10 protein-coding genes are annotated in these 13440 nt (G+C 40.4%); 6 read left to right on the top strand and 4 right to left on the bottom strand.

Going from position 1 to position 13440, the window contains the following annotated elements:
• Positions 1–463: 463 nt before the first annotated feature.
• A complete protein-coding gene (locus RVY80_RS01825) occupies positions 464–709 on the top strand; it encodes a hypothetical protein (RefSeq protein WP_317329432.1) in 246 nt (81 codons plus the stop codon).
• Between the two features lie 146 nt (positions 710–855).
• A complete protein-coding gene (locus RVY80_RS01820) occupies positions 856–1230 on the top strand; it encodes a GNAT family N-acetyltransferase (RefSeq protein WP_310746415.1) in 375 nt (124 codons plus the stop codon).
• A 205-nt stretch (positions 1231–1435) separates the two neighbouring features.
• Here RVY80_RS01820 and dcuC read toward each other — a convergent pair whose 3' ends face one another.
• Positions 1436–2689, bottom strand: a complete 1254-nt coding sequence (gene dcuC / locus RVY80_RS01815) for a C4-dicarboxylate transporter DcuC (RefSeq protein ID WP_295191508.1) — start codon at positions 2687–2689, stop codon at positions 1436–1438.
• A 283-nt stretch (positions 2690–2972) separates the two neighbouring features.
• Here dcuC and RVY80_RS01810 point away from each other — a divergent pair, with 283 nt between their 5' ends.
• Positions 2973–4274 (top strand): amidohydrolase, encoded by a 1302-nt coding sequence (locus RVY80_RS01810; protein WP_317329430.1) that lies wholly within the window; start codon positions 2973–2975, stop codon positions 4272–4274.
• An 85-nt stretch (positions 4275–4359) separates the two neighbouring features.
• Entirely contained in the window at positions 4360–5676 is a 1317-nt protein-coding gene (locus RVY80_RS01805) for a M20 family metallo-hydrolase (protein ID WP_317329429.1), read from the top strand.
• Between the two features lie 472 nt (positions 5677–6148).
• Here RVY80_RS01805 and RVY80_RS01800 read toward each other — a convergent pair whose 3' ends face one another.
• Both RVY80_RS01800 and RVY80_RS01795 read right to left on the bottom strand, forming a co-directional pair.
• The gene (locus RVY80_RS01800) at positions 6149–7177 is read right to left on the bottom strand and encodes a ribonucleotide-diphosphate reductase subunit beta (RefSeq protein WP_317329427.1); all 1029 of its coding nucleotides are present in this window, start codon (positions 7175–7177) and stop codon (positions 6149–6151) included.
• A 13-nt stretch (positions 7178–7190) separates the two neighbouring features.
• Positions 7191–9473 (bottom strand): ribonucleoside-diphosphate reductase subunit alpha, encoded by a 2283-nt coding sequence (locus RVY80_RS01795; protein ID WP_317329426.1) that lies wholly within the window; start codon positions 9471–9473, stop codon positions 7191–7193.
• 397 nt (positions 9474–9870) lie between these two features.
• Here RVY80_RS01795 and RVY80_RS01790 point away from each other — a divergent pair, with 397 nt between their 5' ends.
• Together RVY80_RS01790 and RVY80_RS01785 are read left to right on the top strand one after the other, a co-directional pair.
• The gene (locus RVY80_RS01790; RefSeq protein ID WP_317329425.1) at positions 9871–10389 is read left to right on the top strand and encodes a flavodoxin family protein; all 519 of its coding nucleotides are present in this window, start codon (positions 9871–9873) and stop codon (positions 10387–10389) included.
• 308 nt (positions 10390–10697) lie between these two features.
• Positions 10698–12023, top strand: coding sequence for a dicarboxylate/amino acid:cation symporter (locus RVY80_RS01785; RefSeq protein WP_295193202.1), 1326 nt, complete (start codon positions 10698–10700; stop codon positions 12021–12023).
• Positions 12024–12238: 215 nt separating this feature from the next.
• Here the strand turns inward: RVY80_RS01785 and RVY80_RS01780 are convergent, their stop codons facing one another.
• A complete protein-coding gene (locus RVY80_RS01780; protein ID WP_317329423.1) occupies positions 12239–13168 on the bottom strand; it encodes a PocR ligand-binding domain-containing protein in 930 nt (309 codons plus the stop codon).
• Positions 13169–13440 lie beyond the last annotated feature (272 nt).

Genomic DNA, 13440 nt, shown 5'->3' with positions numbered 1-13440 from the left:
CTACTTACATGCTTGGGAGCTGTGGTAGGGTGGCAATAAAAAAGGAGCCACCCGTAATACTACGGGTAGCTCCTTCACTATGTTAAGCCTATCATTGACTAAATAAATCAGCGCAGCTCAAATAGTTCTTTACCCGTAGACTGGATAAAGAACGCAAAATAGAAGTATTGGCTGTTCATTGTGCTGATGCAGTTAGTCATTTTGATTGGCTCCTTTCTTAAGTAGATGAACACATTATAACCCCATATGAAAATGAATAGCAAGTGTTTTTTTGTAAAAATATACAAAAAAATCTTTTACAAAGAAACAACAGTGTACTCTTGGTGAACAAAACTGATGAAGGAAGGTGTGTAAAAAAGAAATTTATATGGAAAATTAGTTGGCTTTTTTCTTTAGAATTAGATATGCTAATTGTAGAATATTATAGAGTTTTGAGTGTGTTTTAACTGATGGAGGTGCACGAATGCATAATCTTATTTATGATGAAACGTGGTCTGTAGAAGACATTGTTAAGGAAGCACATAAACTTATCGGTAAAAAGTTGGGTGAAATCGATAAATCAGGGTGGCTAGATCCAAACCGTTCGGAACGAAGTGATAAAGGGCGAATTGGTAATATGATTCAAGCTGACTATTTCGGAATATATTTCAATATAGAAAATAATTTGAATTCTACGTTACATGGAGTTCTTGAGTTCATTGTAACATAGGCAAATGGCGCTTTCACATGATAAAATAATATCAATTTAGAAATGTATTTTATGAGGGTGCTATGGATTGTAAAGAATCACAATAGCGTTGAGAAATAGAGGTTACCATGTACCAAGTATGCAAACAAATTAATGAGGATATTAAAATGATTCGAGAGGAAGTGTTCATGAAAGAGCAGGGGTTCCAAGACGAGTTCGATGATATTGACGATATTGCGACACATATTCTTTACTTCGTGGATGAAAGTCCCGTAGGCACGTGTCGTTTCTTTGATGGCGAGGAGCCTGGCGATGCTCACATTGGTCGTATGGCGGTGTTGAAAGCCTACCGCGGTAAAAATCTCGGTGCTGAAATAATGTTAGCTGCGGAAAAGGCTATTCAAGAACAAGGTTACAAAATATGTTCCCTATCTGCACAAGTACAGGCGAAAGGCTTTTATGAAAAATTAGGGTATGTACAAGAAGGGGAAGAGTATTTAGATGAACATTGTCCGCATATCCTAATGCGTAAAACATTTTAATCGGGGGGGCGGTAAAACGTAAAATGAGCACCTGTCATTTTGAACCTCCGAGAGCAAGCTCAAGTCGGTTAAAAATAACAGGTGGTCCTTCATATTGCGGTCGTTAGAGGCCGTGGGTATATGGTCAAACATAGATTGAAAAAAGAGCTGCAGCATAGTCGCAGCTCTTTTGAGTAATTATAGTGTATTTTATTTAGAATACGAATTATGACATAGCTAATACTACGGATCCTACAATTAATGCTAAAATAATTGGAATACCATTACGTTTTGTAACTTCCATAGGGTTAACCATTGCAAGTCCTGCTACGATAATAGTAGCACCAGCAATTGGGGAAATCGTACGACCTAATGTGCCACCAAGCATTGCCATGGAGCCCATCTGAACAGGGGTCATACCAAAATCAGCAGCGTGGGCGGAGATGGCTTCGTTGAAGGCCATAGTAGCGGCATCCCCAGAACCAGTGATAAAGCCCAGTAAGAATGGACCCACCGCAGCAGCTACTTTCATAACAGCAGGATTATCCATCATGGCTACAGTAAATGCTTCTACTAGTCCCATGGAGGTCATACCAGCAACGAATACGCCTGCTGCAATGATGATGGACATGATTTTTGCATATCCTTCGCCCATACCATCAAAGAAGGAGTTCGCAATATCTTTCGGGCTTGTGCGTGTTACTAGAATTGCTAGAATAGCGCCGATTACCATCGCTGCAGGAACACTCATTTTGAATGCCGGAATAATAGCTGTAGCACCAAGTAGGAGTATTACGATTGGGATGATAGGCATGATCGCATAGAGAACATTAACCTTAAAGTTGCTTTCAATTTCTAAATTTTTAGCCACATATCCTTTGTATTCTTTCATAATGAACGCTACGATAGCGAGGGATACACAAGCTGTAATCAAGGAGGCGATGTTCGCACTGTAGTGGAACCCGATAACATCCATAGTGGATACATTACTGATTTTAGCAACGAACGCATTGTGAACTAGGCCAGGATTTAGCATAGAACCGTATGTACCAGCTTTCACGGCAGCAGCGGCCATAGCAGGATGAATGCCAGAAGACATCATTAGTGGAATAAATACGGCGCCTGCAGCAGCGGCAGTACCAGCAGCACTTGGCAATGCCATGTTGATGAAGTAGGTTGCAATTACTACGCCTGGAATCAAGAAGAATGGAACGCGTTTCAAGATACTTGCCAAGAAGTTAACAAGATGTTTGTCACAACTTGTGTAACGCATAACAAGGGCAAAACCCATACAAGAACAGATGGAAGAAATAAGACCTGCACTAGTCATACTTTTTTCAAAGGCTTTAAAAATTTCCATTGGTTGACCACCAATGATACCCATGAGAAGCCCGGCGGCTAATAGAACTACTTTGGCATCGTACTTCATAATTAAGAGTATGATAGTAGCGATGACGATAATTGAACCTACAATTGTCATGTGAAAACCTCCTTCAATACATATGACATATACATAAGTACTATTAAAAAGATACTTTCATTATAGAAGGTGTCTTGAAAGTAGACAAATGTACATTGAAAATATTCTATAAAAATTATATAATATTCTATAGAATTAAACAATTAACTAGGACGATATATATTGTATACATTTCGCATAGGTTATATCAATTAGTCACATTGATAATCTCTATTTGTTAGCGTATGATGAAAGTATCAGTACATTTAATGAAAATACTATATAGCTCGAGGAGGAATCTATTATGAATAGTCTTGAATTTGCACGACAACATACAGAACAATTTATCGCTCGCCGGCGTGATTTACATAAACATCCAGAACCAGGTTGGTTAGAATATCGTACAGCAGCTTTTGCAGCTACTGTGTTAACCGAGCTTGGATATGATATCAAGGCTGGTGCAGAGGTCCTTGATCTTGATGCCCGGATGGGATTGCCATCTGAGGCGGTTATGAAAGCTGCTATGGAGAGAGCTATTGCAGAAGGTGCTGATCCAAAGTGGGTTGATATTTTTGGCTATGGTAAAACAGCCCTAGTGGCGACTATGAAATTTAGCGATGATGGACCTACCGTGGCATTCCGTTCTGATATCGATTCTAATGATGTCCAAGAAAGCGATTCACCTGAGCATATGCCTGCCAGAGAAGGATTCTCCTCTATTCATGAAAAAGCGATGCATGCTTGTGGTCATGATGTGCATTTAACGATGATTCTCGGCCTTGCCGAATATTTGGCAACCAATAAAGACAAATTACAGGGCACTGTAAAACTAATCATTCAACCCGCAGAGGAAGGTGTTCGTGGGGCAGCTGCTATGGAGGCGGCCGGTGTAGTGGATGATGTAGATATTTTCTTTGGTACCCATATTGGCATCGATAAAAATCTTGCCGGTTGTTTGGCCTGCAGTGATCCAGGATTTTTAGCAACTAGTAAAATTGATGCGAGCTTCCAAGGGTATTCTGCCCATGCTGGCGCAAGCCCTGAACAAGCAAAAAATGCTATGCTTGCTGCCTGTACAGCCGTAATTAACCTACAAGCTATTGCACGTCATTCAAAAGGCATTAGCCGTGTTAATGTAGGTACATTAGAGGCCGGTACAGGTCGTAATGTAACCCCAGATGTAGCGAGTCTAAAATTAGAGATTCGTGGTGAAACTACTGAGATTAATGATTACATGGAACAACGTTGCCATACTATTTTGGAGGCGGCTGCAGCTATGCATGATTGTACTGTTAACATTACAAAGGCGGGCAGTGCACCAGTAGTTATGAATAGCGATACATTGGCTACCGAGGTTCAAGAATTAGCTAATGAGCTCGGAATTTTTAAACGTGTTGATTTCAGCTATTCCGGTGGTGGCAGTGAAGACTGTGCGTATTTTACTCGTCGTGTTATTGAACTCGGTGGACAAGCAACATATATGATTCTTGGCTCTGACATCAAGGCTCCTCATCACAATCCATTATTCGATATTGATGAAAAAGATATGATTCATGGTGTGGCATTAATGGGCGCATTGGCAGAAAAATATTTGCAATCTAAATAATATAGTCCTACTGAGGATAACAGGGGAATCTTGTTATCCTTATATTTATCAATAATTGATTACATAGCGTGATAGGAATACATGTATGACACATAGTATAGAAGAACATATTATAACTGAGCTGGATATGCTCAAAACTATTACTGATTCTGAGGAAGGAATTACACGCCTTGCCTTTACGGACATGGATTGGCGTGGCCGGGATTACATTAAATCACTGATGGCTGATGCGGGACTCACCATTCGGGAGGATGCATTTGGTAATGTGATTGGCAGATTGCCAGGACGCAATGAGTCTTTGCCATCTATTATGAGTGGCTCACACACGGACAGTGTACCGCGAGGTGGCAATTATGATGGTGTAGTAGGTGTGTTGAGTGCTCTTGAGGTGGCTCGTTTATTGCAAGACGAGACTGGTAAAAGTACCATACAGCATCCCTTTGAGGTTGTTATTTTTATGAATGAGGAGGGCAGTCGATTTGGTGCCGCTACTCTAGGCAGCCGAGCTATGGTGGGCGCATTGTCTCAAGAGGATTTAGATCGCCTAGTTGATAAAACTGGTGTTTCTCTTCGTGGTGCCTTAACATCCCGTGGTTTAGAACCTTCTGCTATTGGTGAAAGCCTCTACCAAAATCCGATTCATAGCTTTATCGAGGTTCATATTGAACAAGGCCGTGTGCTTGAAGAACACAAAATACCTTTAGGTGTGGTAACGGGTATTGCCGCACCTACTCGTTATAAATTGACCTTGAGTGGTCGTGCCGACCATTCCGGTGCTACGCCGATGTCTATGAGGCAAGATGCTATGTGTGGGGCTGCGGAAATTATTTTAAAAGTAGAAAATCTAGCTCAAGCTGCATCTGGGTGCTCTGTGAATGATGTAGCTAGTGCTGATTTAGACTCAAATGTAATGCCTCCTATTGAGACATCAGCTTCAATTACTCCAGTTGTAGGTACAGTGGGCACTGTATCCGTTAGACCTGGTGCCATGAATGTTATTCCTGGACAAGTAGAATTAGGTATTGATATACGGTCTATTTCACAAGTGGCGAAAGTACAAGTTTGTAATGAACTAACATCCTTTATTGCCGCTGTTTGTGAAAAACGACAATTAACCTATACGATGGATACAATTGCAGATGAAACGCCAGTAGCTATTGATGAAGAGATGATTAATCTAGTAGGCACTAGTTGTGAGGATCTAGGTATAGAGTATATGAAACTCCCTAGTGGTGCAGGGCATGATGCGATGAACATGGCCGAAAAAACACAAGTAGCTATGATATTTATTCCTTGTAAAGACGGGGTGAGTCATAATCCCCAAGAGGTCGCTTCGGTACAAGATATCTCCACAGGTATCTTGGTGCTCGAATCGCTAGTCCGCAAACTGGATATCCTTTAAAACGTAAACCCCATACACCTTATTTCTTCGTTCCGAAGAGCAGAGCTCTAAGTCTCTCATCAATAAGGTGTATGGGGTTACTTGCTTTACTCCGGAGTCCGTTTTGCGGACTGGCGCTCCTAGTACCGAAGCGACCTCTAGGTGGAGGATATCTTATACCTCAGCTCTGGAGAGTATGGAACAATAGATGATCATTAGCAAAATCAAGGGGTGCCTAACTATTTTCTCACCGAAGGTTTCTCGAACTTGAATAGCGCTCTGTACAGAATTAATGTAAAGCCGAAAATAATTAACTATACATTAAGCAGAGCGCTATTCAAGCGATAATCTAGTTTCGTCTTTTTCAAAAGGACCCCGGAGTACACAAAGTAAACAGGACCATCTTATCTCTAAGCGACTTACGCGAATGCGTTCGGAGCGCAGAGACAAGGTGGTCCTGGTTTACGTTATGAAACTGTAATCTTGAAAAAGACTACACTAGATCATCGAAATCAAAAGCAGCTGCCTTTGTATAGTTAGTTACTTTCGCCTCGAAGAAATCTGTTTTAGTGTTATTCAAGTTAGAGAAACCTTCAATCCATGCCATTGGATTCTCTTTAATTTCCGTATACAAATGTGGCAATCCGATAGCTTCCAAACGAATATTCGCAAGGTATTTAATGTATCTTTCAATCAGTACATTATTAAGCCCTAGGATTTTGTCATCTGTAATGTATTGGCCCCAAGCGATTTCGTTTTCAGCGCCTTGGCGAATCATGTCTGTGATTTTAGCCTCTAGTTCTGGTGTGAAAAAATCAGGGCGTTCAATACGAAGTTCGCGGATGATGTTTTGGAACAATACCAAATGCGTTACTTCGTCGCGGTTGATGTATTTAAAAATTGTGCTGGTCGCCGTCATTTTACCTTGGCGTGCTAATGTATAGAAGAAGCTAAAGCCAGAGTAGAAGTAGATGCCTTCCAAAATGTAGTTGGCAATGATTGTGTGCACCAAGTTTTCTTCGGATGGATCGTCGCTGAAACGTTGGTATGCATCCGCGATGAAACGGTTACGCGCAAGCAATGTTTCGTCAGTACGCCATTCGTCGTAAATACGGTCGCGCGTGATCGGATTCGTAACCGTATCTAGAATGTAGGAATAGCTTTGAGCGTGAATTTCCTCTTGGAATGCTTGGATATTCAATAGGGATGCCACTTCAGATGCCGTAATGTAACGGCTTAAATTTGGCAAGTTTTCACTTTGAATGGAATCCAAGAAATTAAGGAAGGAAATGATTTTATCAAACGCACGACGTTCGCTGTCTGTTAGAAATGGGAATTGCTTAACGTCTTCGTTCAAGGAAATTTCTTCAGGAATCCAGAAATTGTTGAGCATTGTGCGATACATTTGATTCGCCCAATCGTATTTAATACGATTCCATTCGCGAAGGTTTGTTGTATTGCCGCCAATCATGGCTTGCGTGCCACGGTCGCCGTGTTCGTTGAATATGAGTTTCTTATCCATAGTGTCTCCTTTATTAAGATGAGCAGCTAGTACATTCATCCATTTCCAAGGATTGGTTGCGGATGTAGTAAATTGTTTTTACGCCTTGCTTGTACGCCTCAGTGTATAAGTTCAAGATTTCCGCAGCTTTCATCATTGGTGTGATGTACAAGTTGAAGGATTGTGCTTGGTCGATGTGACGTTGGCGCACGCCGCAGGCCTTGATGGACCATTGTTGGTCGATTGTGTGGGCCTCTTTGTAGAGCCAGAATGTGTCGTTGTTCAAATCAGGCGCAGTTTTCGGTGTGAAAGAACCTTTTTTCTCTTCGATGAAGAATTTTTTGAAAATAGGGTCGATACCAGCCGTTGTATTCGCGATGTTGGAAGTAGAACCTGTTGGGGCTACGGCCATCAAGTAACCATTGCGGATACCATATTTTTTCACATCTGCTGCGAGTTGAATCCAACGTTCGCTCGTATAGCCACGACGCGTGAAGTATTCACCAGTTTCCCATTCGGAACCTTTGAATTCAGGGTAAGCACCTTTTTCTTTAGCTAGTTCCATGGATGCTTTGATCGCGTAGAAGGCGATGTTTTCGAACAACTTGTCGGCAATCTCGATGTGTTCGTCAGATTCCCATTGAACGTTGTGGTTTACCAAGTAGTGGTGGTAACCGCTTGTGCCAAGGCCAACGGCGCGGTAACGATCTGAGGTGATGTGAGATTCAGGTACAGGCGCTTGGTTGATAGTGATAACGTTGTCGAGCATACGCATTTGCAATGCGATGTTGTGTTCTAGTTCGTCATCAGTGATGCGACCAAGGCTGATAGAGTTCAAGTTACATGTTACCATGTCGCCTGTATTTGTTTTCGTAGTGAGAGTACCATCTTCGTTGATGATTTCTTCTGTAAGATTTGTGAAGCCCACGTTTTGTGCAATTTCATGGCACAAGTTGGAGGCATAAATCATACCAGCATGTTTGTTAGGGTTTGCTTCGTTGACTGTGTCGCGGAAGAACATGAATGGAGTACCAGTTTCTACAGCACTGCGCATGATTTTTTTCATCATATCGAGTGCTGGAACTGTAATACCATGAAGGTTTGAATCTGCTTCACATTCGAGGTAACGTTTTGTGAATTCTTTTTGATCCTTTGTATCGAAGTAATCTTCAAGTGCATAACCTTTAACTGTTAGTACTTCATGTGGATCGAACAATGTGAAAGTTTCACGAGCCATCACGCGTTCCATGAACAAGTTTGGAACGGATAGGGCAGGGAAGATGTCATGAGCTTTACGACGGTCATCGCCATTGTTTGTGCGAAGCTCTACGAATTCGTAGAAGTCTTTGTGCCAAATATCTAGAGTGACTGTTGCGCCACCTTTACGTTTGCCTAATTGGTCAACAGCAACGGCTGTATCATTGTACAAACGAATCCAAGGAATAACACCGCCAGAGGAATTTTTGAAACCGCGGATGTCGGAGTTAAGGGCACGTACTTTACCAAGGTAGATACCAAGGGCACCACCATGTTTGGATACGCGAGAGAACTTGCTGTTTACGTCATAGATGGACCACAAATTATCGTCTACACCAGAGATAAAGCAGCTGGATAATTGATGGAATGGTGTACCAGCGTTTGCCAATGTAGGCGTAGCTGTTGTCATCTTCAATTGGCTCATCAAATCGTAGAATTCTTTAGCGTATTTTACTTTGTTTTCGCCTTCTACCAATGCCAAATGCATCGCGATAGCCATGAAACGTTCTTGTGGTAATTCGTAGATCTCTTTGTTGAAACCTTTCACCAAGTAACGATCGGCTAATAATTTTAAACCTTCATAGTTGAAGAGGTAATCGCGTTTAGGTTTGATGTAATCGCCCAATTCTTGCAATTCATCAGGTGTATATTCGGTAACGAAGAAATCAGCGTATTTTTTTTCTTCTACCAGCATATTTACTAGGTTAGGGAAGTTACCATAACCGAATGCTTTATAACGACGAGTGATAGCCGCCTCTTTGTACAAGTCGAACAAGAACAAACGGGCTGCAACGAATTGCCAGTCTTGGTTCATTTTGTTTACTTGATTGCCGAAACCGTCATCTTTCTTTTGGATAACCTTTTCAATCGCTGTTTGAATTAAAGTTTTTTGAATTTCTTGTGTTGTCATACCGTCAACGAATTGCAATTTAGAATCTAATTCCAATTCCATTGGATCACAAGAATCCAAGCCCAAACATGCAAAGGCAATCATTCGTTTCGTTTTCTCAACGGATAATGGCTCTACATGACCATCTCTCTTTTTAATCATTATATCCATTCGTTTTGTCCCTTCGGCCAACAGTATTTTGCATAAAAATAGCGTAGAAACGTGTGATTTCTACACTTGTGGCGCTATATCGAAAAAAATCATCAAACTACAATATCTTGTGGTTTGATGTGTAATCAAATACATTATGTAATGATTATACGGTAGAAAAAAAGTATAATCAAGACTTGACAAAGAAAAATTTCGATATATCGGACGTAAAATTTTCGCACCCAAAATGTGCCTCAGGTCACAGGTTATTCTTCTCGCCTATAGTATACTGATTACAGATATTTGAGTGAAAGTAACTATATATATTTTGAGTTGAATACTAATTGTATTTTAGTGTGTTGTATTTTATGTGAATACGTATTTAGCTCATTAGAGGTTTATTAAAGGAGACTGACCTATGAAATCCATCGTGTTATATTCTTCATTAACTGGAAATACAAAACAAGTAGCTGAGGCGATTACGTCCGTGTTGCCAGCGGGCACCCCATGCGTTGATATGAAACAATTGCCAGCCGATTTGGCCGACTATGATCTAGTGGTAGCTGGTTTCTGGGTGGACCGTGGCACAGCGAATGCTGAGGCTCGCAAGGTATTGGAAACACTCAATAATAAACACGTGGCTATTTTTGCTACTTGCGGTGTGCCTACACAAATGCCTCACGCTCGTGAAAGTTTGGAAAATGCCGCTAAATTATTACCAGAAGGTGTAGTACCAGTGAAAACTTTCATCTGCCAAGGCAAGGTGGATCCACAGGTCATTGAAATGATGTACAAAATGTTCCCGCAAGGCCATGCTCACGGTCAATCGGCAGAACGCGATGCACGCCATAAAGTGGCAGCCAGCCATCCGAACGAAGATGATTTGAATGCAGCAAAAGCATTTGGTCAAGAAGTGCTTGCGGCAGTAGGGCAATGATTAATGTAGTTATAGTGAAATCCAATCAGTATTTATAAGAAAAAACAATAATGGAATGGTTGACGAATGTAATTCACATGTATATAATAGGCTTTACAAACGAGACTAGGATTCTAGATGACTTACCATCCCAGCCCCAGGGCTGAGATTTTTCTTTTATATGACATTATGTTGGTGCGTCATTATATTTCTTGATAAGTATACTTTGATTTTCGCCTAATCGATTGACGGAAAAATAGGTAATCTGATTTAGACACATTTGAATACTAGGTAGCTCATTATTGTTGTTTTAGTAAGGAGTGATTTTCATGGCAGACTTGGAAAATAAAGAGTCTACGCAAGTAAAGGAAACCGCCGCAGAGGCGATTCGCAACAGCCGTGGACAAGGTAAACTGCGTCAATTTGTTTTATGGATGGCCGCATTAGTGATTGGTGCTGTGTTGGGATGGTTACATATTCCAGCATTAAATGAATTATTTGATTTTATTGCAGCGGTGTTTACGCGATTGTTCCAATTTATTGCCATACCAACTGTATCTCTTGCAGTAATTACTACATTGTCTATGCTAGGGGCTAAGAAAAATACGGGACGTATCTTTGGGCATGCAGTGGTATACACGTTATTGACCACAATTGCAGCCGCAGCAATTGGTCTTGGATTGTTCTTGTGGATTGCACCAGGTAACCTACCACTTGATGTAATCGGCGCTGGGGCCACTCAAGTGCCCGAAAAACTTGGCAAATTGAGCTATTATGATCATTTCTTGTCTATTATTCCAAACAATATTTTGCAACCATATTTGACTGCGAATGTATTGTCCGTTATGTTAATTTCCGCTTCCGTTGGTTTGGCCTTTGCATTCATGCCTAAAACTGAAAACCGCGAGGCTGTGTTGAAAGTATTATTTGGTTTTCAAGAATTATTGTTCACATTGATTCGTGGCTTGTTATATGTATTGCCAATCGGTATTCTTGCCTTTGCCGCTCAATTGTCCGCACAAATCGAGGCTGGCGTTATTGTAGGTGCCCTTGGTAAATACACTGCCGTTGTTATCGGTGGTAACTTGATTCAATTCTTCATCGTGTTGCCTTTGTTCCTATTGGCACGTGGGTTGAATCCAATTACAGTATTCAAAAAAATGTCTCCTGCTGTGGCCGTAGCTCTCTTTACTAAAAGCTCCGCTGCTACATTGCCTGTAACATTGGCATCTGCAGAGACTAATTTGAAAGCTCATCCTGCAGTAGCGCGTTTCGTTTTACCAATTTGTACAACTATTAATATGAACGGTTGTGCAGCTTTCATCTTGGTAACATCCTTGTTCGTAATGCAAAATGCTGGTATCGAATTGACAATGGGCACTATGATTGCGTGGTTGTTCATCGCCGTACTAGCCGCTGTTGGCAACGCTGGCGTTCCAATGGGTTGCTATTTCCTCACATTGTCCTTGATGAGCTCCATCGGTGCCCCAATCGGTTTGATGGGCGTTATCTTGCCAATCTACACCATCATCGACATGATCGAAACGGCTGAAAATGTTTGGTCTGATGCATCCGTATGCGCCATGGTTGACCATGACCTAGAAGGTACTTTGGATGACGAAAATTTCGATGATACATCCATGCAAGCGATTTAGAGAGAGGCTACATCTATACAAGTAATCGTAAAAATTTAAATATAATAGTGATACGAGTTTGGTAAGAGCCAATTAAAAAGAGCATCTAATTCTAGAGATGAACTGCCATTAATGTTAGATTTAATAATTTAACGTCAGGGGGAGATCAAGATAGAGTTAGATGCTCTTTTGCGTGCAAAAATTTAGTGTTATAGGACAAATTAATTATTTTATTGTCAGACTAAGGTGTTTTCACTCGTATTTGCTACACGTTTATTTTCTGGTGGCGCATATTTTTGTCGATAGGAATACGGCGTTTTTTGGGTGGTTAATTTGAAAATTTTGCAAAAATAACTTGTTCTAGTGTAGCCCAAGCTTTTACTGATTTTATTGACACTCAATTGGGAGTATACCAGTAATTTTTTTGCCTCTTGCATTCTAATTAGGGTGATGTATTGTACAACAGAGAGACCCATATCATCTTTAAAAATCTTAGAAAAATAAGATTCACTGAGATGGACGTGAGCCGCAATTGTACTCAAGGATATACGATTACCAATGGTTTTTTCAATGTAAATAATAGCTTTTCGAATTTCAGGGCGATTAATGGGTTGTCTTGTTTCCACAAATTCTGGTACCCGATGCGGAGGAAATTCCTCAACGTCATTAGAGGTATTGGAAAAGTAATTATTCACTAATATACGTAGTACCTTTGAGGCACTATAGAGTTGTTCTGCTGTAAGAACAGGCAGTTGATTATATAGATTTCGTAATGTTGTATCTTGTTTCCAATCTGTCGAATAGGGTAACAGTGGTTTGATAGTCGTATCTTCGGTTTTGGCTTGGCCCGCCATAATAAAGCCGAGGATGGCATCATCCTTCATAACTGGTACAGAGAAATCGATGAGGCCCATATGACAGCGATAAGGACAAGAAGACAAATCTTTAGTTGCCTCTAAACCGCCGTAGAGATCGGACTGATTACAAGCTTTCGCATATTGTGGATTTTTCCGAACTTGTTTGCAAAATGGTGAAAAATTATATTCTTGGGATAACACTTTTCCACGATTATTAACAAAAATAGCCGCTATTTTTGTTATATTCGTAAAATCTCGCATAATTTCATTAACTAGTTTGATATCGGCTTCTGAACAAATAATGGACATAATAAGCCCCCTCAAAATACTTACATGTATAAAGATTAGGCCACAGACTTTCATGGCATGAATGAAGTGTGTATATATAATATATAGATTTGTTAAATAAGAATTGATATCATTTTCTTGATAAAAAATGATGAAATAGTGTTATTATGATAAAAATTTATCCATATATAAATGCAGGTAATAACTTGATGTATTTCTATTCTACTCCAAAAATCTACTCCAAAAAAAAATAAAAAAATAGCTAAAATTGCAAGTTCAAATTGAACACCTTT

It is taken from the genome of Veillonella absiana (assembly GCF_032970865.1).
GTDB classification, from domain to species: domain Bacteria; phylum Bacillota; class Negativicutes; order Veillonellales; family Veillonellaceae; genus Veillonella; species Veillonella absiana.
The sequence above is the reverse complement of the archived record's forward strand: the minus strand, read 5'-3'. Positions and strand labels throughout refer to the sequence as shown.